The 23,077-nt window shown below is 39.4% G+C and carries 26 protein-coding genes and 1 riboswitch; of the genes, 13 read left to right on the top strand and 13 right to left on the bottom strand.

The features are described 5' to 3' along the window. Window positions 1-378: 378 nt before the first annotated feature. Both AC27JP_RS19190 and AC27JP_RS19195 read right to left on the bottom strand, forming a co-directional pair. Entirely contained in the window at window positions 379-1,098 is a 720-nt protein-coding gene (locus AC27JP_RS19190) for a M48 family metallopeptidase (RefSeq protein ID WP_487117542.1), read from the bottom strand. Window positions 1,099-1,161: 63 nt separating this feature from the next. Next, entirely contained in the window at window positions 1,162-1,572 is a 411-nt protein-coding gene (locus AC27JP_RS19195) for a YebG family protein (protein WP_487117543.1), read from the bottom strand. Between the two features lie 468 nt (window positions 1,573-2,040). Here AC27JP_RS19195 and AC27JP_RS19200 point away from each other — a divergent pair, with 468 nt between their 5' ends. Next, complete coding sequence (locus tag AC27JP_RS19200; RefSeq protein ID WP_487117544.1) at window positions 2,041-2,391, top strand: DUF3718 domain-containing protein; 351 nt, start codon at window positions 2,041-2,043, stop codon at window positions 2,389-2,391. A 99-nt stretch (window positions 2,392-2,490) separates the two neighbouring features. On the opposite strand, the gene dbpA is transcribed toward AC27JP_RS19200, so the two are convergent. The 3 genes from dbpA to moeA all read right to left on the bottom strand — a co-directional run bounded on the left by dbpA (window position 2,491) and on the right by moeA (window position 6,013). Next, window positions 2,491-3,876 (bottom strand): ATP-dependent RNA helicase DbpA, encoded by a 1,386-nt coding sequence (dbpA, locus tag AC27JP_RS19205; RefSeq protein WP_487117545.1) that lies wholly within the window; start codon window positions 3,874-3,876, stop codon window positions 2,491-2,493. A gap of 143 nt (window positions 3,877-4,019) precedes the next feature. Then, on the bottom strand, window positions 4,020-4,748 hold the full coding sequence (locus AC27JP_RS19210; RefSeq protein WP_487117546.1) for an alpha/beta fold hydrolase: 729 nt from the start codon (window positions 4,746-4,748) through the stop codon (window positions 4,020-4,022). Window positions 4,749-4,777: 29 nt separating this feature from the next. Further along, entirely contained in the window at window positions 4,778-6,013 is a 1,236-nt protein-coding gene (moeA, locus tag AC27JP_RS19215) for a molybdopterin molybdotransferase MoeA (RefSeq protein WP_487117547.1), read from the bottom strand. Between the two features lie 158 nt (window positions 6,014-6,171). Continuing rightward, a riboswitch (molybdenum cofactor riboswitch) is annotated at window positions 6,172-6,327 on the top strand. Here moeA and moaA point away from each other — a divergent pair. The 7 genes from moaA (at window position 6,314) to AC27JP_RS19250 (ending at window position 11,920) form a co-directional block, all read left to right on the top strand. Then, window positions 6,314-7,285, top strand: a complete 972-nt coding sequence (gene moaA / locus AC27JP_RS19220) for a GTP 3',8-cyclase MoaA (protein ID WP_487117548.1) — start codon at window positions 6,314-6,316, stop codon at window positions 7,283-7,285. Its footprint overlaps the riboswitch before it by 14 nt. Further along, window positions 7,285-7,935: a molybdenum cofactor guanylyltransferase gene (mobA, locus tag AC27JP_RS19225; protein WP_487117549.1), complete on the top strand. Its 651-nt coding sequence runs from the start codon at window positions 7,285-7,287 to the stop codon at window positions 7,933-7,935. The genes moaA and mobA overlap by 1 nt, the downstream gene beginning before the upstream one ends. After that, on the top strand, window positions 7,928-8,449 hold the full coding sequence (moaB, locus tag AC27JP_RS19230) for a molybdenum cofactor biosynthesis protein B (protein ID WP_487117550.1): 522 nt from the start codon (window positions 7,928-7,930) through the stop codon (window positions 8,447-8,449). The genes mobA and moaB overlap by 8 nt, the downstream gene beginning before the upstream one ends. A 23-nt stretch (window positions 8,450-8,472) precedes the next feature. Further along, entirely contained in the window at window positions 8,473-9,282 is an 810-nt protein-coding gene (gene modA / locus AC27JP_RS19235) for a molybdate ABC transporter substrate-binding protein (RefSeq protein ID WP_487117551.1), read from the top strand. A 1-nt stretch (window position 9,283) separates the two neighbouring features. Beyond that, on the top strand, window positions 9,284-9,994 hold the full coding sequence (gene modB / locus AC27JP_RS19240; protein ID WP_487117552.1) for a molybdate ABC transporter permease subunit: 711 nt from the start codon (window positions 9,284-9,286) through the stop codon (window positions 9,992-9,994). Beyond that, window positions 9,991-11,160, top strand: a complete 1,170-nt coding sequence (gene modC / locus AC27JP_RS19245; protein ID WP_487117553.1) for a molybdenum ABC transporter ATP-binding protein — start codon at window positions 9,991-9,993, stop codon at window positions 11,158-11,160. Before modB ends, modC begins: the two co-directional genes overlap by 4 nt. Beyond that, window positions 11,153-11,920, top strand: a complete 768-nt coding sequence (locus tag AC27JP_RS19250; RefSeq protein WP_487117554.1) for a HesA/MoeB/ThiF family protein — start codon at window positions 11,153-11,155, stop codon at window positions 11,918-11,920. Before modC ends, AC27JP_RS19250 begins: the two co-directional genes overlap by 8 nt. A gap of 122 nt (window positions 11,921-12,042) precedes the next feature. Here the strand turns inward: AC27JP_RS19250 and rmf are convergent, their stop codons facing one another. Together rmf and AC27JP_RS19260 are read right to left on the bottom strand one after the other, a co-directional pair. Beyond that, window positions 12,043-12,216 (bottom strand): ribosome modulation factor, encoded by a 174-nt coding sequence (gene rmf / locus AC27JP_RS19255; protein ID WP_487117555.1) that lies wholly within the window; start codon window positions 12,214-12,216, stop codon window positions 12,043-12,045. Window positions 12,217-12,495: 279 nt separating this feature from the next. Beyond that, window positions 12,496-12,717 carry a DUF3820 family protein gene (locus AC27JP_RS19260; RefSeq protein ID WP_487117556.1) on the bottom strand — a complete coding sequence of 74 codons (222 nt, stop codon included), beginning with the start codon at window positions 12,715-12,717 and terminating at the stop codon, window positions 12,496-12,498. A 175-nt stretch (window positions 12,718-12,892) separates the two neighbouring features. On the opposite strand from AC27JP_RS19260, the gene AC27JP_RS19265 reads away from it, so the two are divergent. Both AC27JP_RS19265 and msrA read left to right on the top strand, forming a co-directional pair. Next, the gene (locus AC27JP_RS19265; RefSeq protein WP_487117557.1) at window positions 12,893-13,996 is read left to right on the top strand and encodes a DUF3083 family protein; all 1,104 of its coding nucleotides are present in this window, start codon (window positions 12,893-12,895) and stop codon (window positions 13,994-13,996) included. A gap of 237 nt (window positions 13,997-14,233) precedes the next feature. Next, window positions 14,234-14,776 (top strand): peptide-methionine (S)-S-oxide reductase MsrA, encoded by a 543-nt coding sequence (gene msrA, locus AC27JP_RS19270; RefSeq protein ID WP_487117558.1) that lies wholly within the window; start codon window positions 14,234-14,236, stop codon window positions 14,774-14,776. Between the two features lie 107 nt (window positions 14,777-14,883). On the opposite strand, the gene AC27JP_RS19275 is transcribed toward msrA, so the two are convergent. Further along, a complete protein-coding gene (locus AC27JP_RS19275; RefSeq protein ID WP_487117559.1) occupies window positions 14,884-15,729 on the bottom strand; it encodes a tetratricopeptide repeat protein in 846 nt (281 codons plus the stop codon). Between the two features lie 183 nt (window positions 15,730-15,912). Between AC27JP_RS19275 and AC27JP_RS19280 the strand changes: the two genes are divergently transcribed. Further along, entirely contained in the window at window positions 15,913-16,521 is a 609-nt protein-coding gene (locus AC27JP_RS19280; protein ID WP_487117560.1) for a YdeI/OmpD-associated family protein, read from the top strand. A gap of 255 nt (window positions 16,522-16,776) precedes the next feature. Then, the gene (locus tag AC27JP_RS19285; RefSeq protein ID WP_487117561.1) at window positions 16,777-17,760 is read left to right on the top strand and encodes an ABC transporter substrate-binding protein; all 984 of its coding nucleotides are present in this window, start codon (window positions 16,777-16,779) and stop codon (window positions 17,758-17,760) included. A gap of 49 nt (window positions 17,761-17,809) precedes the next feature. Here AC27JP_RS19285 and AC27JP_RS19290 read toward each other — a convergent pair whose 3' ends face one another. From AC27JP_RS19290 to folB, 4 genes are all read right to left on the bottom strand, one after another. Beyond that, entirely contained in the window at window positions 17,810-18,964 is a 1,155-nt protein-coding gene (locus AC27JP_RS19290) for an acyl-CoA dehydrogenase family protein (protein ID WP_487117562.1), read from the bottom strand. A 210-nt stretch (window positions 18,965-19,174) separates the two neighbouring features. Continuing rightward, a complete protein-coding gene (locus tag AC27JP_RS19295; RefSeq protein WP_487117563.1) occupies window positions 19,175-19,987 on the bottom strand; it encodes an undecaprenyl-diphosphate phosphatase in 813 nt (270 codons plus the stop codon). Between the two features lie 6 nt (window positions 19,988-19,993). Further along, entirely contained in the window at window positions 19,994-20,497 is a 504-nt protein-coding gene (folK, locus tag AC27JP_RS19300; protein ID WP_487117564.1) for a 2-amino-4-hydroxy-6-hydroxymethyldihydropteridine diphosphokinase, read from the bottom strand. Continuing rightward, window positions 20,490-20,852, bottom strand: coding sequence for a dihydroneopterin aldolase (gene folB, locus AC27JP_RS19305; RefSeq protein ID WP_487117565.1), 363 nt, complete (start codon window positions 20,850-20,852; stop codon window positions 20,490-20,492). The genes folK and folB overlap by 8 nt, the downstream gene beginning before the upstream one ends. A 265-nt stretch (window positions 20,853-21,117) precedes the next feature. Here folB and plsY point away from each other — a divergent pair, with 265 nt between their 5' ends. Next, window positions 21,118-21,702, top strand: a complete 585-nt coding sequence (gene plsY, locus AC27JP_RS19310; protein WP_487117615.1) for a glycerol-3-phosphate 1-O-acyltransferase PlsY — start codon at window positions 21,118-21,120, stop codon at window positions 21,700-21,702. A gap of 38 nt (window positions 21,703-21,740) precedes the next feature. Here the strand turns inward: plsY and tsaD are convergent, their stop codons facing one another. Continuing rightward, entirely contained in the window at window positions 21,741-22,790 is a 1,050-nt protein-coding gene (gene tsaD, locus AC27JP_RS19315; protein WP_487117566.1) for a tRNA (adenosine(37)-N6)-threonylcarbamoyltransferase complex transferase subunit TsaD, read from the bottom strand. Between the last annotated feature and the right edge of the window lie 287 nt (window positions 22,791-23,077).

Below are 23,077 nucleotides of genomic sequence, written 5' to 3' on the forward strand. Positions count from 1 at the left end.
GACAAAATGAATGATTTATCAAAAAACATTAATCATTGTACTATTTACCAAAAAGCATCCGTTAACTTTTATTTAAAGGTTAACCAGTAAATCAAAAAATGCGATAGACATTATCGCTGATAATAAGTAAATGCTCATGGCTATCCAACTATATTTGCCCAGCTTCATCATATTTCCTTAAGTAAAATGCACACAAAGTGATATTGATTATTTATACTTTTAGCCTTTAACGATCAAATCAAAGGTTAATAGTTACTTGTACGGAGAATAAGCAGATTTCATACCAAGAATAAAGAAAACACAATAAAAACAAACGTATGGCTAAGTGATACGCCTTATACCTCATTAAAGGCACTATCCATGCAATATTTTTTGCTCTTAGCACCAAATAAGAGAGGCCTGATTTTCCTTTAGCCAACTTTTAGCTAAGCGAAAGTCGGGACAATGATGTTCAACTAACTGCCAAAAATTTGTCGAATGATTCATGTGCTGCAGATGACATAACTCATGGACAATAACGTAATCAACTACCCATGGGGGCACCATTTTCAGCAAATAATTAAAGCTAAGTTCACCACGATTATTACAGCTTCCCCAACGCGCTTTATATTTTCGCACGTTAAATGACTTAGCGTGCAACAATGTTTTTTCTGAAAGCAAAGGTAACTTATGATTTATGTAATCTAATAAAGTGCTTTTAAACCACAACTCTATTGAGCGTTTCACTTTCTCGATTATGATTGCCGAACTCAGTTCATAGTGACGATATCTAGCAGAAATAAAAACATGAAGTGATTGTTCTATTTCATCATGAAGCACTTTTTGTTTACCAAAACAGATAATAACTTTGTGTGGCACACCATCAATATTGAGTGGGTTTTCAAAACGAAAACTATTATTAAGGCATGGTGAGGGGGAATTTGAAGCAGGATTAAGTTGCTGTGCAAGCTTTTTGTTCAGCCAAGCTGACTTTAACTTTATTAACTTATCAATATATTCAACTTTTACGAACTCAGGTGCACGCACAATAACTTGAGCATTTTTCACCTGTAATGCGATTGTTTTTCGACGAATACTGCGAATTAATTGATATTGCAAACGCTCAGACCGAACTGAAGTTCAAGACTTGCCGCTTAGCAGCAAGAGCTTGAACATAAAAAATTATGCGGCTTCAGTTTTACTTTTAGCTGCCGTCTTTTTACTTGTTACTTTAGCGCCTGCTGCCTTAACTTTTGACTCTTTTTTAGCTACTTTTTCAGCCTCAACGCTATTAGATGAAGTCGCTTCAACTGCTTTATTAGCTTCTGCAGTCGGGACAACCACTTTATTATTCTGTGCTTTAGCTTTTTTGGCTTGCAGGGCAATTAAAACATTCTCACGATTTTGCGCGAGATAGATACTTAGCTCTTCACGAATACTTTCTGTAAGCTCAACCGGCGCTTGTTCAAACATTTCAGATAGATTGTCTGCCATATCAAGCATTTTATCGTACTCATCTGCGGCTTTCTTATCCATAAATGTTTCTACCTCCACACCATGTCTTATGACGACAAATCGACTTTCAACTGCCATTAGTATCCCTTATCTCTCTATATTCAAACACTGCCATTTATCATAACGTATAAAAATCGGCCTGTATAACTATTCACCATAGCAATACATGGAATTTAAACACCACAACAACTGTATATACATACAGAATCATACCCTGTTTTCACTAAATTACCAGAAAAGAATAATCTTTAGATTGATAACGCTCAATATAAATGCTTTTTGTCGTGCGTTATATTGCAGAACAAGATAAAAAAACATATCGGAATGTCACTAGATGTAAAAGTTAGTGTCGACCGACAAGCCTCCCCTCTTTGCAACAAGCAATAAAAACAATAAATAACAAAAGATTAAAATTACACCACACTTATATATCACCAATTAATTCTTACATTCACTAATTTCATTATTACAACTTTATCGTGAATTTAGGTAACTATTAATATGAACAAAGTAAATAAATAATCTTTTTTTGGTATGGAGAGAACCATGAATAAATTAAAATCACTAACATTAGCAACAACAGCATTTGCACTTTTATCATCAATCAGTTTTAGTAGTCATGCGATGGATAGATACATTGAAGCGGCGCTAATTGACGTATGTAAATCAACACTGAGCAATAGCGTTATCAAATATCGAAAAACAGCAAAGTCATATAATTTACGTGATCAAGTTATCGCGTTAAAAGTGATGTGTAATGGTGACGATATTATAGACTTCGCACACAGATATGGCGCAAATAAGACAGCAGCCCGCTTGGAACGCAGTATTAGTGGCCGTGTCAATATTATTGATGTGGCAAAAATTGAAAAAATCAATGTTAATTTTGAGCTGTAAAAGGTACTAAAGCAATGAATAATCAACACCACAGGTACTCTGCTCTGTAGTCAGAGTACCTAGTTGGTTGCATTACCTATCAATAATAAAAAGGAGCAATTAGGTTAATTCTCTAACTCTAAATTTACGACCTTTAATTTGCCCATTAATAAGCTTATTTAATGCTTTTCTAGCTACCATTTTTTCAACCGCTATATAAGCCCAATTTGGGCCCATTTGAATTTTCCCTAACTGTTCAAAGGCAATGCCATTGTCACCTGTTAACGCACCCACTATATCGCCAGGGCGAACTTTTTGTTTCTTACCGCCATCAATTTGTATTGTGGTCATTTTTGGTAAAAATACGCCACTTTGCAATACTTCACTTTCGGGTAAAACCTCACCTTCAATAGTTCGTTCTAGATAGTCTTCCAACAATCCAACTTTATAGCGCTCTTTGTCACTAAATAAAGAAAATGCAAAGCCGGTACTTCCCGCTCGACCGGTACGTCCAACACGGTGAATATGCACTTCGCTATCGTGGGCAATATGGTAGTTAAAGACCGCATCAAGTGCATCAATATCTAATCCACGAGCCGCAACATCGGTCGCCACTAAAATTGAAGCACTTTTATTAGCAAAACGCACCAAGGTTTGATCTCTATCTCTTTGTTCTATGTCGCCATGTAAAGCAACTACGCCAAAACCGTACGCCGCTAATTTATTGGCAACGTTTTGTGTTTCTATTTTGGTATTACAAAAGATGACACTCGACTCAGGTCGGTGCTTTAATAACAATAAACGTACCGCAGTTAAGCGTTGTTCATCATTTTCCACATGATAAAAATGCTGAGAAATAGTATTGCTCGCATGAGTAGACTCTACTTTCACTACTTCTGGCGTTTGTAAATACTTATTGGCAATTACTTGAATTTGTTTTGGGAACGTCGCACTAAATAACAAAGTTTGTCTTTGCTCAGGAATGTTACCGACGATATTATCTAGCGCGGTTTGAAAACCCATTTCTAGCATACGATCAGCTTCATCTAACACCAAAGTATCAACGTGCTCAAGTGACAACGTGCCGCGGCCTAAATGATCTTCAATGCGTCCAGGTGTGCCAACGATGATATGTGCACCATGTTCAAGTGACCCCACTTGCGGCCCAAAAGGCATACCACCACATAAGGTTAGCACTTTAATATTATGAATTGCTCTGGCAAGCTTCCTGATTTCTTTTGCTACTTGGTCAGCTAATTCACGCGTAGGACAAAGCACTAAGGTTTGTATTCTAAACTTTTTAACTTTTAACTTATTCAACAAACCTAAGCCAAATGCTGCGGTTTTCCCCGAGCCAGTTTTCCCCTGAGCGATAATATCTTTGCCGTCTAATATAGCGGGTAAGCTTTGTGCTTGTATCTCAGTCATAGAGTGGTATTCAAGCGTTGCCAAGTTATCTAAAAGGGCCGTTTGTAGAGGTAATGATGAAAATTTGCTGTCGCTCAAGGCTAAAATCCTAGCGTAATGTTTAATTGCGGCTATTTTACACTTTTTCCTATACGCAAGCACAGCTTTAAACCATTTAAATTAGTAAACACTGAACGTATAACACGATAATCGCTCTATTATCTCTCGAAGTTAAAACCTGTTTATTGACCAGATAATAGTTTTGTTAACGCTGAAGCCAATGCTTGAGGGGATTCTAATGGCAGCATATGGCCAGTATTTTTAATTTTATCAATTGCAATATGATTAGCACCATCAAACTCCTGCGTCATTGCTGGTATATCAACCAGCGCATCAACATCACCAATCAAAAAGCTTATCGGGAGACTTAGCTTCGATAGTTGACTAAGTAGAGTTGGCCGAGACATAGAAACTTCGAGTTGGTGCAATAAAACACTAACACCTAAATCTCGATCCATCTTTACAATCACGTTTTTTATGTTAACAAACTCTTCAGCGCTAATTTGTTTAATATTAGGATGCAATAAATCCTCAATGCGTTTATTGGGTATCCCTGAATAGCCTCGCTTGGCTATCCAAGCAATCGTACGTTGTCGCTGCTTTATTTCACTGTCAGGTAAATTTTTTGGCATATTAGATACAATAACTAAGTGCTTTATCGAATCAGGTATGCGCAATGCAATGGCACTAGCGATATAACCGCCAAGTGAAAAGCCCACTAATATCGCCTCATCTGCGACTATTTTATTTGCCATTTCCCCAACGACGTCATTCATACTCCCAATGGTAGGTATCGGCAAATGCACCAGCTGACAATCTTGCATAGATTGTTCGCCCAATAGCTGCCAGGTAGGCTGCCATAGGCGATCGTCACACATAGTGCCGGGAATAAAGTAAATTGTTTTAGACAATTATTTTGCTCTTAAAGTGAGTTAACATGCTAAGAGTAAAAGCGCTCAAACAAGCGCACATCAACCATTTCACCAGCATTTACGCGGCCTTGCTCAGAAGGTAAAACAATATAGCAGTTGGCAAAAGCAATGCTGGTTAAAATGCCAGAGCCTTGACTTCCGGTTGTATCTACCGTTAATTCGCCCGCTGAATTTTGCGATAAAATACCACGTTGAAAGTCCATACGACCCGGCGACTTCCGTAAATCAGACAAACTCTTCGCTTTCATCATTGTCGCTGGCTTAGCATGACAGCTTTGCAACTTCATTAACGCTGGCATTGCTAATAAATCAGCGGTAACCATAGCGGAAACTGGGTTACCCGGTAAGCCGAAAAAATAACTATTTGGCAGTTTACCAAACGCAAATGGTTTACCCGGCTTCATGGCTATTTTCCAAAAAGCAATTTCGCCTAATTGCTCAAGCACCATTTTGGTATAATCGGCATCACCTACTGAGACACCACCAGAAGAGATCACCGCATCGGCTTGTTCATCTGCCGCTATAAACGCTTGTCTTATCGCTTCTTCATCATCTTGAATCACGCCAAAATCAATAATATTAACGTTCAGGTTTTTCAACATACCCGTTAACGCATAACTATTACTTTCATAAATGTCACCATTACCCAACGGTTCACCTAAGGCTTTTAGTTCATCACCTGTGGCTATCAAGGCTATGGTTAACTTGCGAAAAACTTGTATCTCATTAATACCGAGCGAGGCTAAAACACCAATATCAATTGCCGATAAACGACGGCCTTTGGCAAAAACAACATCCCCTTTGGTGATGTCTTCACCAGCATAGCGTACGTGGTCACCCAACTTACGCTTTTCCAAAAAACGGACACTATCGTCACTTGCTTGACAGTTTTCTTGCATTTCAACCGTATCACAACCTGCAGGTAACTTTGCTCCGGTCATAATTCGAATACATTCCCCTTTGTCACAAACACCGTCAAAGGGTTGGCCAGCCATAGAGCGCCCAACTAAACTCAAATGTTCTTGTGACGTTAAGCTCTCATGGGCAAACGCATAACCGTCCATCGCTGAATTATTATGTGGCGGTACGTTCATCGGGCTAGCAATATCATCGGCCAGAACCCGACCTAAAGCCTGATCTAACGAAGTCATTTCAATCTCGGTAATAGCAGTAATTTCACCAAGCATTGTTTCTAGCGCTTGTGCGAATGGCATTAATCCTGGGGCAGAACAACAATCAACCATAATAAACTCTTCCAATTTAAATTTTCTATTTCACATAATGAAAACATTTTTACGATGAATTCGCTTACATTGAAGCTAAGTAAACATAATTCAGGTCTTTATCTGTTATATTGATCATAATCATACTATGCTTGTGATTATATGATATAAATTAATAAATCATTGAAATTCGCCGAGCTATTTCCGCTAAACCTGACGATTTTGTTCAAGCACGCTGATATAGCCGTAAACCAAATTTTATTTTGTGTTTGCCAGGGCTAACGAGGAAACTTGTTTGCCTCCCGACATTGGAAAGGTGACATGTTAACAGACAACTTCGGACGCAAGTTTTACTACTTGCGCCTATCTATCACTGACGTATGTAATTTTCGTTGTAACTATTGCTTACCCAACGGTTACCAGTGCGACCACGATAGAAAATTCCTGACCTTACCTGAAATTACCCGGTTAGCTTCAGCATTTGCCGACATGGGTACGGAAAAAATTCGTATTACCGGCGGCGAACCGTCTCTGCGTAAAGACCTACCCGATGTTATTGCCCAATGTAAGCAAACACCCGGCATTAAAAGAGTGGCAATTACCAGTAACGGCTTTAAACTCCCTGAGCACTTACCTAGCTGGCTAGACGCGGGCATTGACGCCATCAATATCAGTATTGATAGTTTAGACCCGAGGCAATTTCACGCCATCACCGGTCACGACAAGCTAAAGCATATCCTCAAAGGTGTTGATATGGCGCTGGCCGAAGGCAGTACCGATATTAAAATTAACACAGTGTTAATGCGTGAATATAATGGTTATGACATTGCCAGTTATTTGGCTTGGTTAAAAGACACGCCTGTGACATTGCGCTTTATTGAGCTGATGCAAACAGGTGACAACCAAGAATTTTTTGACGCCCAACACGTACAAGGCTCTCGTATTAAGCAAAACTTGATACTTGACGGTTGGTTACCCGTCATCAATGATAAAGCGTCAGGCCCGGCACAAGAGTTTTATCACCCTGATTATGCTGGTAAAATTGGCTTAATCATGCCCTATTCAAAAGATTTTTGTAATAGCTGCAATCGTTTACGTGTCAGCTCTTTAGGTAAATTACATTTATGTTTATTTACCGAGCAAGGTTTGTCGTTAAAAGATTATTTACAAGACGATAATACCGAGCCATTAAAGCATGCTATTAGCAATATGATGACAGACAAAAAACAAACCCATTTTCTCCATGAAAAAATGACCGGCGCGACTAAAAACCTCGCCATGTTGGGTGGCTAATGAACACGGAAAATCTACTTTTTCAATCTTGTTTGGGTGTGGTTTTAGCGGGCGGTAAGTCTTCTCGTATGGGACAAGACAAAGCGCACTTGCAGCGCAATCAGCAAGACATGTTGAGCTACAGTAAATCACTACTTAAAGATGCAGGTAGTTCACATGTTATTGTTAGTGGTGATGAACACGGCGTTAGTGATATTGTCAGTAATATTGGTCCGCTTGGCGGCATACAAAGTGTCATTCGCCAGTTTAAGCCTAAAGCACTATTAGTATTACCGATTGACCTACCGTTAATGACTGCTGAAGAGCTGGCAAAATTAAAACAAATTGGCGAACTAAGTCAAAGTGCCTGTTTCTTTGCTGACAACTACTTACCGCTATATTTACCGGTTAACGCTTTTGTTGAACAATTTTTTCAACAACCGCTTCAGCTAAAAAGTATTACAAAAACCTCCGATAGCAATTTGCCTAGCACTAAAGAAAATAGCAGTAAGCGTGGTTTATCGGGGCCGTCAGTCAAAAGCCTTATCAAGCAAATACCTCATAAAGTCATTCAAGCTAACAATAGCAATAGCTTATTTAATACCAATACGCCTGAGCAGTGGCAACAGGCGCAACATTTACTCTCTTTGCAAAGGAAAACTCATGTCTAGTATTCATTGTGGCGACGAATTCGTACCATTAAATATTGCCGTATTAACCGTATCAGATACGCGCGAAGAACATAACGACACTTCAGGGCAAGCCCTAGTCGAGCGCTTACAAGCCGCCGGTCATAAGCTAGCCGCAAAAGAAATCTCTAAAGATGACGTCTACCAACTGCGTGCGATAGTATCGAAATGGATTGCCGATGAAAATATTCAAATAGTATTAACCACAGGTGGCACAGGCTTCACGGAAAGAGACAACACGCCTGAAGCACTATTACCGTTATTTGATAAAGATATCGAAGGTTTTGGTGAAGTATTTAGAACCATTTCTTTAGCTGAAATTGGTACCTCAACCATTCAATCTCGTGCTTTTGGTGGCATGGCAAACCGTACAGTTATTTTATCAGTTCCAGGTTCAACCAATGCCTGTAAAACCGCTTGGGACAAATTAATTGTTGAACAACTTGATGCTAGTCACCGTCCTTGTAATTTTGTACCACACTTAAATTTTAACTAACGACGCTGCCCCTCTTTTATTCGATGAAAGGCCTGTTCAAAAAAGGTTACATACTTAGTTTATTATGGCTATTTTTTAGTAGCAGCCATATTGTTGCTAATGAACAACCAAAACAAACTACGCCACTGCGTATCGCGGTAGCAGCGAACTTTGCACCAACACTAAAACAGCTGCTGAACGATTTCCCAAATAAAGACAAGATAAAATATCAAATAATCAGCGCGGCCACGGGTACGCTTTATCAACAAATAACGCACGGTGCTCCTTTTGATTTGTTTTTAGCCGCAGACAGTATTCGCCCTGAAAGATTAGAGCAAAAACAACTTATTGTATCGAATAGCCGTAAAACCTATGCCTTTGGCCAGCTAGCTCTTTGGTCAGCAACAGAAGAAGTTAATGATTTAAATCAGCTCAATAGCTTTTCAGGTTACTTGGCCATAGCTAATCCAGATACCGCGCCATATGGCAAAGCCGCACAACAAGTACTACAGCATTTGTCATTATGGTCAGCACTAAAAAGCCGAGTTGTTACCGGTATTAATATCAATCAAACCTTTCAACAAGTGCGCAGTCAAGCGGTGCCCATCGGCATAGTGGCATTGAGCCAGTTGAAAATGAATCAACTAGAAGGTGTTGCTATTCCAGCGCGCTATTATCAACCTATCGCGCAACAACTAGTCATACTTAAAAGCAGCAAACAAGTAAGAAATGCTCAACAAATAAGCGACTACTTACTGCATAAGACAACGCAAGTGAAGTTAGAAAAATTAGGCTATTTACCAAGCAATAACCCCACTACAAATACAAATTCTAATGGCAAGGGGGTTAACTAAAATGACAAGCACTGCCGCCGATATATTAGCCCTCACCACCACCTTAAAAATGGCCGCCATCACCACATTAATATTGTTGCTATTGGGAACGCCGTTAGCCTGGTATTTGGCGAATATGAAAAGTCGCTTGAAAGTGATTTTTGAAGCGATTGTTGCCCTGCCCTTAGTATTACCGCCAACGGTTTTAGGCTTCTATTTATTATTGGCTTTTTCGCCACAATCCTTACCGGGACAATTATGGCAAACAGCAACAGGTAGTCAGCTTGCTTTTAGCTTTAGCGCTATCGTTATCGGCTCTGTACTTTATTCATTGCCGTTTGTGGTACAACCTTTACAAAAAGCTTTTGAACAACTTGGTGAACACTACCTTGAAGCTGCAGCCATGTTAGGCGCCGGGCCTATTGATCGATTTTTTAGCATTGTTTTTCCGCTGACCAAAGCAAGCTTTATTACCGCCGCCGCTTTAGGTTTCGCACATACCGTCGGTGAGTTTGGCGTGGTGTTAATGATAGGTGGCAATATTCCGGGCGAAACTCGGGTGCTATCGATTGCCTTGTTCGATCATGTTGAAGCGTTTAATTATGCTAACGCCCATATTTTATCTGCCGGCTTATTAATTTCTTCACTACTTTTATTATCTTTCGTCTACTTACTCGGTGGGAAATTCAACCCTAGATCATCGACAAAAAAGCATAAGCCTCAAAAGTCATGACAGATATATTCAGCTCAACAGCCACCAACAAGGCGCCAACATTAGCCATGTCGATTGATATCGCTTTTGAGCATTTCAACTTAGCTATCGAAAATACCATTGAGCTTTCTGGCATTATTGGAATATTCGGCCAGTCTGGCTCTGGAAAATCAACACTGTTACGTATTATTGCCGGGCTTGAAAAAGTAGCGACAGGGCAAATAACCATCGATGAAAACGAACTGCAAAATACTGCCAGTAAAAACTTCATTAAACCAGAGCACAGAAAAATTGGCTTAATATTTCAAGACAGTCGGCTGTTTCCCCATTTAACGGTATATGAAAATTTGGCCTACGCAGCAAAACGAAAGTTGTCAGGAAAATTAAGCATTGAACAAGTATTAGCGTTAACTGAACTTAGTCAGCTACAACATCAAAATGTAACTAGGCTTTCTGGCGGTGAAAAGCAGCGAGTTTCCCTTGCCAGAGCCTTACTAGCGGAACCGAGATTATTACTACTTGATGAACCATTTAGTGCCTTAGATAAAAAAACTAAATCACAAATGTTAACAATACTAAAATCGATTCAGCAGCAACTTAACTTGCCTATGCTTTATGTCAGTCACAGTATTAGTGAGCTGCAATTTATTACCGAGCAAATGATCATTATATCTGCCGGTAGAATGAGCTCAGTAACACCAATTCATCAAGCTATACATCAGCTTAACAATCATAATGAAGTTGCCGCTAAAACTAGTTTATCATTAACCATTGCCGAGCATTTATCAGATTTTGGTCTTAGTCGTTTATTATTGTCTAGCGACAACAATGCTAATAACAGCAAGGTAAAAAGTATTTATTTACCTTTGCTAAATCATGATAAACACCAAGTCATGTTAGGTAAGAAATTACCTTGTATTATTTATGCCCGAGATATTAGCATTAGCACCACCAAACCCGAACATAGCTCAATCGTTAATCAATTAGCAGCGACGATTACCGCGATAAAGCACCGCGACACCACGGCGCTTGTCACAGTACAATGTGCCGAGCAAAAATTTTATGCACAAATCAGCTTATGGTCAGCAAAGCGAATGGCATTAACACTAAATTTATCGGTATATATTCAATTTAAAGCCAATGCTGTACATAGCTTTCATGCAACGGAGCCTTCAACTTATGCTTAGTCCACAAGAGCAATTACGCTTTAGTCGTCAAACCATGTTAAAAAGCATTGGCGAACACGGTCAACAAGCGTTAAAAAATGCCAAAGTGATGATTGTTGGTATAGGCGGTTTAGGCAACCCCGTTAGCCAATACTTAAATGCCTCAGGTATTGGCACGCTTTACTTAGTCGATGGCGACAGCATAGATATTAGTAACTTACCTCGACAAGTTCTTTTTAACGAGTCGCAAGTTTCACAAGCTAAGGCGGATACGGCAGCAGAACAACTTAAACAACAAAATAGTGCAACAGATATTGAAGTGCTAGATGAAATGCTCGACAAAGAGCTGGCCGATTATTATTTCCCACTTGTCGACTTAATACTTGATTGCACAGATAATATCACCACGCGCTATTTAATTAATCAAAAGTGTTTAGAGCATAAAAAGCCCTTGATTATCGGCGCTGCTACCGGCTTTGATGGCCAATATATGTTTGTCGATCCCACGGTTGAAGATAGTGCCTGCTACCAATGTTTATTCCCTATTAATAAAAAGGCACCTGAAAATAACTGTCAAACCTTAGGCATATTAGGCCCGATTTTAGCGATTGTCGGTGGTTTACAAGCGTTGCAGGCAATAAAATTCATTACCGGCAACGACGTAATGACTAATCAATTAAATATCTTTGATGGCTTGCATAATTCATGGCAACAATTATCGATAAAGAAACAACAAAACTGCCCCGCTTGCAACTCACCATTAGCTAGTGAAGATTATTGATTTTATTTTCGAGCATGAAACATTTTTGAGCTTAACAACTTAAGATATGATGTGAAAAAGCCCTCAACATTGAGGGCTTTTTCATTTGGGTAAATTTATTAGCTATTTAGCCTTTTTAGACGTTATTTAAATAACCCCATACTTCGTTCTGTAACAGCTTCACGCCAGCCACCAAGCCATTCAGATTTCGCATTATTATTTTGATACGGACAATTTTCCTTGTTTCTACCAGAAAGGCCTGCTTGGTAGCCATTTGAAAATGCTCTTCCTAATTTATCTCTTTTCTGTCTTCTCATGAATTGAACCTCTTACCATCTGATAATTTTTAGTGATTTCTTATCTTACGGTCGAAACTTAACTACAGCCGACAATTAATTTAAGATCAGTTTTTTTCTGAAAGCAAGCTAGCCCGCCTGAGAAAATTGTAAACATCAGAAAATTTTATTGATAAAGAAATAATGAAAAACAGCACAAAAAAACTAAGCATTAGAAAACAAATTGTTAGCTAAAAAATATATATCAAACAGATCTTAAAATATAAAATTCGATAACAATTTAGTTGCATAGCAGCAGTATTAATCTCTTAATAACGGTTGTAGCATCTCTTCCAAACCATTTAGCTTAACCTCATAAATTAATGCTAATTGTTGCCCTAACTTTCCTTCAGGAAAGCCCTTGCCATGAAACCAAACTAAATAGGGCTCGGGCAATTGCAGTAATTTTCTGCCGCTATACTTACCAAACGGCATCACTTGATTAACTGCAGCCAATAAATCTGCATGACTTGCTATCGACATTTTTTTCTCGTTCTGTTCATTAAAATTCCAACATTATATTCCGTCTAAGACCTGCTCATCTCTACGACATATCAACCAGCGATGTTATTGACATAAAATTGTCACAAGCATTACTTATAATTTCTCGCAACTTAAGTGGTATCAAGGTGATACTCAAATTTTTCAGGGAATTTTTATGTCAATAGTTAGGAAACGCAACGCAGGGCAAAAAGCCTATATTCCAGGTGACGCTCGTGATAATCAGTATATTTTGGCTGAATTTGCCTTATCAGATCAACTACTTTCACAAATGTCTTCGCCGGCAAATGCTAACAACTTCTATCACTGCTACCAAAGCTTAGCCGACTTACTATTTACCCTCAGTAATGATTACGCCGTCAGTAATAGCTTATTCGTTGCCAATGATAAACTCGTTCGCGTGCGTTACAGCCAAGAAATGCATCAATGGCAAACTAGCCAGCAAATTATTTTTTATTATGATCCTTTGCAGCACGTGCTCCAGAATTCATTTTTTGATGCCAATGTCAGAGCGAAAAAAATTACCTTAGTATTTTTGGCCTCTGGCACGGATATTCGCTCTGGCGCGGCAAACTTTCATCAACGAGTCAAAAATTTATTAGAGGACTTTGCACAACAAATACAATTACCATTGGATAAAATTCGTCTACGGGATCACCAACACCTTACCTATGATTTATTTTCAAAAAATAAAGGCTGTAACAATAGCCAAGCCCATAAGTTTAGGCCAATAAGTCAACGCTATGCTAGCCAAGAGGTGACATTGCCTGCCGGTTTATCTTCCATCACTTATGCCGTGATTAATTTAACCCTGAACCACCGTATCTCACAACTAGTCGATATCGACGCTAACTCAGCAGATCCTTACAACCCGCTGTATACCTACTTAACCGACACATTTTCATTAGTCGCCAAGCGCTTCAACTTAAACAACGGCGCCTTAATTGCAAATGGCTTAGTGCCGATTGTCAGGCATAGTTTGCATGAAATAGTTTCCAAAGTGGGTGAATTACAAATGTTAGGTTACAACCCAAAACAAAGTCCTTGTGGCATTGTCAGTAAATGGAATGCTGATGAACTGGTCGATAATGCTCAGCTGATCTTCGTGGCAAACTGTCACAACGGTGAAGAACAAAACTATGGCAAATTTGTTAATCAAATAGAGCAAGCAATGCGCCTGCTGGCAACCGAATTAGAAATTCCAACTGATAAAGATGAATTTATACTGCGCTTTCATCAACACATTGCCTACAACATGTAAACCAACAGCTGTATAAGCTCCACAGCCAAAGGCATCTAGGCTAAGCTCTAGATGCCTTTCTCAACATCATTCACTAACTTCACACACTTCACATTTATTTTTTGGTTTTTCTCAAAAAAACATATAGACATCTAAATGGCTGAATGCTAAATTTAGCAAATAGAGCTTTAGACGTCCAAAAGTCTTTAATCTAAGAAGAATAAATTGTAAAACACCAAAGCGAGAGGAATATCAACAATGAGCATTGAAACCATAACATTAGGCGCTGGCTGCTTTTGGTGTGTTGAGAATATATTCTCTCGTATTATTGGTGTGAAATCCGTCATCAGTGGCTACGCTGATGGTGATATTGCCAATCCGAGTTATCAACAAGTATGCTCTGGCACAACAAACTATGCTGAGGTTATACAGTTAACTTTTGATAGTGCCCAATTATCAATTGAGCAAGTATTGACAGTATTTTTTGCCATACATGATCCGACGACACTAAACCGCCAAGGCGATGATATTGGCAGTCAATATCGTTCAACAATATTAGTACACAATGAAGCTCAGCAAACAGCTGCTGAGCAAAAGATCAACCAACTCACCGCAGATGCATACTTTGACAGCCCTATTGTTACCAAGGTAAAAGCAGTAAATAACTTTCACAGCGCCGAAAGTTATCATCAAGACTACTTTACTAACAATCCTGATAATCAATATTGCCAATTAGTCGTTGCAAGAAAAATTCAAAAATTTCTACAAGAATTTTCTTACTTGCTTAAAGAAGCGGCTTAATTTCAAAACAAGCCAAAGAATAAGGTGATAAAAAACGCCCTCAGATAGGGCGTTTATTGGTCGTAAATGATGTTCTGTTCTAAACAGCAATCGTCGTTTAATGGCAGCTAATACATTAAGGTATAAAGTTTACGGCGATATTTAGTAGCCAAAGTATCCCCCTCAGGTAACGACTTTAGTACGTCTAGCAGTAAATCTTTACTGACCATGTCTGAACCATCTTTTTGCACTAAATAAAACAGTATCACTAGCGCATCTTCATGACGGTTAACTTGGCTATACTGAGCTGCCAATTGATGTCGTACATCAATGTTATCAGGGTCAGTTTCTAATTGTTGTTCTAGCGCTTGAATTTCTGGCGAGTCTGCTGCTTGACTTGCTAGTTCAAGTTTTGCCACTAATGACTGATAGTAACTATCCTGATCTATCATCTTAATGCTTGATAATATTGTTTCTGCTTCTGCCACTTTGCCAATTTGCAAATAAACATCAACCAAAACTAATTTAATATCAGCCCGTTCACTATCAAGTTGGTAGGCCTGTTCAATAAGCTTAAAAGCGTCACTAGCCTTACTTTCAGCTAACAAAGCAGTAGCTTGATTTAACAATAAGTCTTGCTCCTTAGGCAGGTATTTAGCCAAAAATTCGTTAATGGTTTCGTCCGTTTGTGGGCCAGACAAGCCATCAAGCGGCTGCCCTTCCTTGACTAAAATAGCGGTTGGTAAACCTTGGATACCGAATTGCTGGGCAATTTGACCTTGTGTTTCACAATCAACAGTAGCAAAAAGTATAGTCTCGCCATGATTTTCCAACATCTTGGCAAGTTTATCGCGCAGTTCAATACTTTCAGGCACTTGTTGAGCCCAAAAATCTACCAGTACCAATTTAGCTTTCGATTCTTCTAATACGACTTGTTGGAAGTTTTCAAGGGTGATAGCAAGCGAATTTGTCATCAATACAATTCCAGATAAATTTAAGATATGCCATTTAATTGGGGGCAAAACTATGGTTAAACAAGCTTATTGAACAAATATTTATTTTTGTGATTTGATGTCATATCGATAATACTCTTTAATTATAAGCTTCATTTCTGTATTAATATTTATAGTTCGGAAAAGGCTACAGACGAGAACGCCATGCCAAAAAACAACGCCGTAGACGAATATATAAGCCGTCAAGAACCCTTTGCCCAAGAAATTATTTTGCACCTGCGTGACATTATCCATCAAAGCTCAAGTGGTGTTTCTGAAACAATTAAGTGGCGTCATCCATGTTTCGAAAATAACGGTTTAGTTTGTGCGATTGCTGCCTTTAAAAAACATGTTAATTTTTCCTTTTTTAAAGGTAAGTTACTAAATGATAACGCACAAATATTCTCTGCAAGCGAAAACAATGAGTTGGCCGCACTCAAGTTTGCCAAGCTTAGCGATGTACCTGTGGATGACATTCTGATCAACTATGTGCAGCAAGCCATCGCATTAAACAACACTAGTCATACCGAAAAGAGGAAAGTCGTACGTAAAGATAAAGCGGACTTAGTGATACCCGAGGATTTAACATCAGCACTCGCAGAGAATCCAACCGCAAAAAAAGTATTCAATGATTTTAGTTATTCAAAACAAAAGGATTATATTGAGTGGCTAACTTCGGCCAAGCGAGAAGCAACTCGAGTCTCAAGATTAGCCACGGCATTAGAATGGATAAGTGAAGGTAAAGCTCGCCATTGGAAATATGAAAATTGTTAGAAAGAGCCTTGTTATTTAACCAAGGCCGTAACCTAAAAGCAAAGTATGAATGGCTAGAAACAATATTTTTAGTACAATAAAAGTAAGTGAGTAATTAACCGTATTATTTTTCGTCATAAGAAATGCCTATTTATACAAATTTAAACACAAGGGTCCTATTAACTCTGATAATAATTAGCGATAATTTAGCTGTTAGTTTTTAACATACTGCCCACAACTCAATTTACTTAATCACTCATAGTACTGTTTATTTATATGCGCAAATGCCTTTTACTGATCACTTTGTTAACTGCCAATACTGTACTTTGTAGTGAGGCTAAATCAGCCTCAACAAAGCAAGCCGAGCCAAAAACTATTATTTTGCCATTGAATAATTGGGCCAGTCAGCGAGTAATTTCAAAAGCATTGGGCACTATGGTGCAATCTCTTGGCGAGCATGTTGAATACAAAAATATTAGTTCAACAGATCAATGGGGTGCCTTACGTAAAGGTTTAGTACATATTCAGCTTGAGGTTTGGCAGGTATCCATGGCGAAAGAATTCGAGCGAATGGTACAACAAAATCATATCCTTGATGCTGGTACCCATAATGCGATAGGAAAAGAGGATTGGTGGTATCCCGACTATGTAGAAGAGCTTTGCCCTGGCCTACCTGATTGGCAGGCAATGAACGCTTGTGCTGAGATATTTTCTAACTCGACATCAAATGGCAAGGGTGTTTATTATGCCGGTCCTTGGAACTATGGTGATGGCGATATCATTCGAGCACTGGACTTAAACTTTACCATTCATCGTTTTGAAAATGACACGCAAGTTTGGCAACAACTCATGCAAGCAATCCAGCAGCAACAGCCAATAATGTTGCTAAACTGGACGCCAAACTGGACTGATAGCAAAATTAGCGGCAAGTTCGTTAAATTTCCAGCTTATCACCCTGACTGTGAAACCAAAGCGAGTTGGGGTCTTAATAAACATCGATTAAAAGATTGCGCTAACCCAAGCAATGGTTGGCTAAAAAAAGCGGTTTGGCCAAAACTAGAACAGCACTCTCCGTGTGTTTTTCAACTGGTAAAAAATATCAACTTAACAACCGCAATGCTTGCTGATGCTTCTACACTACGGGTTGTTGATAATCACAGCGAAGAATATGCCGCTAAAATTTGGCAAGAAAAATACCAAAAGGACGTCAACAAATGGCTGCCGTCTTCCTGTAGTAGCAAACTCAATAATCAGCTATAAAAAAACGGACAAAAGCTAAGCTTTTATCCGTTTTCTGTCACGAGTTAAATTACATGTTTTGCAATAAATCGCGGGCAATGATCACTTTTTGAATCTCACTTGTGCCTTCATAAATAGAAGTAACACGGACATCGCGCGCCATGCGCTCAAGTGGATATTCTTTGATATAACCCGCACCGCCCATTAGTTGCAAAGCGTCATAACAAGCTTTGTTAGCATTTTCAGTAGCAAATAGTTTCGCCATTGAAGCTGCTGGGCCAAATGGTTGCCCTTGTTCTTTGGTATACGCCGCTTGCATTAATAACAAGCGCGCTGCTTCCATTTCTGTATAGCGTTCAGCTAACTTCCACTGTAAACCTTGGAAGTTTGAAATTGATTGGCCAAACTGTTTACGTTCAACAATATAAGCTTTGGCGTAATCTAGCGCAGCAAGCCCAACACCTAAAGCTAATGAACCAATACCAATACGGCCACCAGCTAATTCACCAACCGCAACCCCAAAGCCTTTATTTTCAGTACCCATTAATGCAGATGCTGGTACACGACAATTATCAAAATGTACTTCATTGGTTGGCGAGGCTTTTTGGCCCATTTTATCTTCGGCTTTGCCAATCGTCATACCTGGCGTGCCAGCTTCAACAATAAAACAAGAAATGCCCTTACCCTTTTTCGCCTCAGGGTCGGTAACCGCCCACACAACAAAGACATCAGCAAAAGAGCCACTGGTTATGTAAAGCTTACTACCACTAATAACGTATTCATCGCCATCTTTAACGGCTTGAGTTTTCATGCCCGCAGGATCTGAGCCTGCAGTGGCTTCTGTTAAGCAAAAACCGCCAGCACGGTACTCTCCACTACATATTTTTGGTAAATAGTTTTGTTTTTGCTCTTCATTACCGACCGCTTGAATAACTTCAGCAACCATATTAGTAACTGATGTCGTGACTGCTGTTGAAGCACATGCGCGAGCAAGCTCAGTGATAGCTAAGCTAAAGGCAACGCTACCGGCTTCTACTCCGCCATATTCAGCTTTAATGTTTAAGCCCATAAAGCCGAGTTCGGTTAATTGCGCTAAGTTGTTTAAAAACAGCGTTTGATCCATTGTTTCATCAAGCTGCGCTGCCACAGGCGCCAGTTCACTTTCTGCAAACTTTTTCGCCATATCTTGAATCATCATTTGCTCTTCAGTTAAAGACAAATCCATCAACACTCTCACTTTTAATCAGGTGAATATCTACCAAAGTCAATTAGGACCTAAGTTTAGCTCGTTTATTAAATAAGCCAAATAGTCCCTTAGTACTGCCAGAGTAGATAAAATCTCTATTATGCGTAAAGTTAACGCTGAAATAGTTACATTTTTATTTATAACAAAAACGCGCCAAAGCGTGTTTCAAAATTTGCCGTATTGTAGCAATTATCCAAGCACAAACCAAAGCAGACCAGCACCAAGTATTAAGCGGTAAATCACAAATGGCATCATGCCAAGTTTACCCACTAAAATTAGGAAGTAATGAATACAGGCATAAGCGCTGAAAAATGCCAAAACACTACCTAAACCTAAGGTGTTCCAATCAACAGGCTCCGAAGAAGTTACCAATTTATAGGTTAAATAGCCGCCGGTCATAATAATGGCAGGAATTGATAGTAGAAATGAAAAGCGCGCAGCATTTTCTTTGCTTAGTCCCAACATAAGCCCTAAAGTCATGGTAATACCCGAACGCGATGTACCAGGAATCAAAGCAATAGCTTGTGCTAAACCAATAATCATTGCGCCTTTAAAGCCCAACTTTTCAACGCTAACATTCTCTTTCGCTTTAATATCAGCAAAACCCAGTAATACACCAAATACCAAAGTCGTAATTGCAATAACGGCGGCTGAACGTAAATTTTCTTCAATAAAGTCTTTTCCTAACAAACCAACAAGACCTAGCGGAATTGATGCCAGTAAAATCCACCAGGCAAGCTTACCATCGAAGCTATGGTTGTTTTTTTCAGGGCCAATACCAACAGTACCAAACCATGCAACAGCCATACTTCCAACTTCTTTACGAAAATAAAGTACAACCGCGAGCAAGGTACCAACATGCAAAGCAACATCAAGTGCTTGTCCTTGATCTTGCCAGCCAAACACCGCTGAAGGCAGAATTAAATGCGCAGAACTCGATATCGGTAAAAACTCCGTCAGTCCTTGAATTAGCGCTAATATAAAAACGTCGATGGTACTCATACTACTTTATGTCCCTATTTTTTCTGACCACATTAATGGCACTTTATTTAATTGTTGTTGGTTTTTATCGTATTCTTGCCATAACGCTTGATAGCTTTTACCGATTACAGGGTGCACTAATTCACCAGCAATTTCGGCTAATGGCCATAATACAAAAGCGTTTTTGGTTATTTCATCGCGTGGAATTTGTGCCGGTTGCTTAGCGATCACATCATCATAAAGTAACAAGTCTAAGTCTAACGTTCTTGGGCTAAACTTCTTGGCATCTTTACTGCGGCCATTAGCATACTCAATATCCCTTAAAGCTTGCGCCACCTCTGTTAATGAGCGTTCAGTCGTTGCGCCAATAACCATGTTATAAAACGGTTTGCCGGCAAAACCTACCGCTTCACTTTCAAATAACGAAGACAAGCTTAACGAGCCGAATAGCTCAGCTAAGGCATCTAGGCCTTTTTCAACATGGTATTGGCGATTAATGTTACTGCCAAGTGAAATGTAAATTTCAGCCATTAGTTACCTGACCACGTTCTATTTCCACACCAACCGTTGTCGCATTATGCACAGCCGTTGGTTTCATTAATTTCAATCGTAGCCAGGGAATATGATATTGCGCCATTAAGAAGCTGGCGATACGTTCAGCAAGTGTTTCAATTAAATCAACCGGGTTATTATTGGCAAATTTAACTATCTCTTCAGATATTTCTGCGTAATCTAAGGTTTTAGCAAGTTCGTCGTTTTCAGCAGCGATGGCAGTATTCCATCCCATAGCGAGATCAATCACCAAGGTTTGCTTTATTTCTTTTTCCCACTGGTAGAATCCAATGGTGGTTTGAAAGGTTAACCCTTCAATATAAACTTTATCCACGCTAAACCCTTTAAATATTCAAGAATTGTTAAGGAGATTGCCTTAATTTTACTGAGCAAACACCACATACGACTTGCTTTACAAAATAAATGGCGAGTTTACCTGTGTAGGCCTAGAAAAACTAGTGAACATCACGCTACAATGCTGAAAATCTGTTATTTATTTTTATCAGCAGTTTTGCGAGAACTCAGATATATTTCCAAGCAAGGTATTGTTTAAATTACCCGCTTGAATATGAAAAGGATTTATTATCAGTAGTTTACTTATTACATTGCTCATGGTGATTGTGGCTTACTTAGTAGGTTCAATTTCTAGTGCCATTTTACTTTGTAAACTCTTTCGCTTACCCGACCCCCGTACTACCGGCTCTAATAACCCCGGAGCCACCAATGTTCTGCGTATTAGCAATAAGTTTATTGCAGCTTTAGTATTATTTTTCGATATCTTAAAAGGTACTTTACCAGTTTGGGGCGGCTACTTTTTAGGCTTAGAACCATTGTATCTAGGTGTGATAGCTGTGGCCGCGTGCTTAGGGCATATGTACCCTATTTTTTTCCAGTTCTCTGGAGGCAAAGCCGTTGCCACAGCATTTGGCGTGTTATTACCCATTGGCTTAGATTTAGGCGGGTTATTAGTGCTGACCTGGCTATTAGTTGCGAAAATAACACGTTATTCAAGCTTAGCAGCGATTGTCACCGTATCGCTTGCACCACTTTATACTTGGCTACTAAAACCGATCTACGTATACCCAGTGCTAATGCTGTCAGGGTTGATCATTTTCCGTCATAAAGAAAATATTGTCAGACTCATTAAAGGCACAGAAAGCAAAATATCCTTTAATAAGAAGTAACTCTTTTTAGACTAAATGAGCTACTGTGGTATTAACGATTATACTGCAGGTAATGTATCTAAAGGCCAACGTGGCGTTGCTTTAAAGGTTAAGTCTGTATCAACACCAGATTTTAAACGTTGAAGACCCGCATAGGCGATCATCGCACCATTATCGGTACAAAATTCTGGTCTAGGATAAAACACTTCACCGCCAAGCTTTTTAGTAATGTCCGCTAGTTTTTCTCGTAGAACACTATTGGCACTGACACCACCAGCAATCACTAAGCGATTTAGCCCACATTGCTTTAACGCCCGTTTACATTTTATTGCTAAGGTATCAACTACGGCGTCTTGAAAAGCATAAGCAATATCAGCTTGCGTTTGCGCTTTTTGCTCGGGCGTTAATTCAGCACTTTCTTCCTTACGAATAGTATTAGCAGCAAAAGTTTTCAAGCCACTAAAGCTAAAGTTCAAACCAGGTTTATCTGTCATCGGACGAGGAAACTTATAACGCCCTTTACGGCCTGACTCTGCCATTTTCGCAAGCACTGGGCCACCAGGATAATCTAAGCCTAATAATTTTGCCGTTTTATCAAAGGCTTCACCAGCGGCATCATCCACCGATTCCCCCAACATTTCGTACTTTCCAATACCATCTACACGCACTAGCATGGTATGGCCACCGGAAACTAATAGCGCGACAAAAGGAAAGTCAGGCACATTCTCTTCTAACATTGGCGCAAGTAAATGTCCTTCCATATGATGAACAGGTACCGCAGGTAAATCCCAACCATAAGCTAAACTTCGACCAATTGAACACCCCACTAACAACGCACCCACTAATCCCGGTCCAGCGGTGTATGCAACACCGTCCAAATCAGCAGGGGTTAAATTAGCGTCCACCAATACTTCCTTTATTAAAGGAATGGTTTTACGCACATGATCACGCGATGCCAACTCTGGTACGACACCACCGTAGTCAGCATGAACCGCTATTTGGCTATATAATCTGTGCGCGACTATTCCTTCAGGTAAATCACCTTGACCGTCATCGTAAATCGCAATACCGGTTTCATCACAAGAGGTTTCAATACCTAAAATTCGCATAATTTGTTTTACCTAGACGTGTTACTTCAACAAAGAATATTGACAGACTGTATAACCATTGCACTTGCAGTCGTCATTTTGCGGAGATTTTACCTAGCAGCCGACGATCTTTCAATTTATAGCGTAAAAGTTATTAAAATAGTTTTACTATTGGCCGCTATTTAGAACAACCTCGACCTTGTATTCATCAACATTAATCTTGTCTTTGCCGTCGTAAATAACCTGACAACCAGATAATCACCTGAAAAAGTCATTACTGCTTTACATTGTTATGTTGTTCGCATTAG

This window comes from Colwellia sp. SU-HH01172, assembly GCF_057553355.1.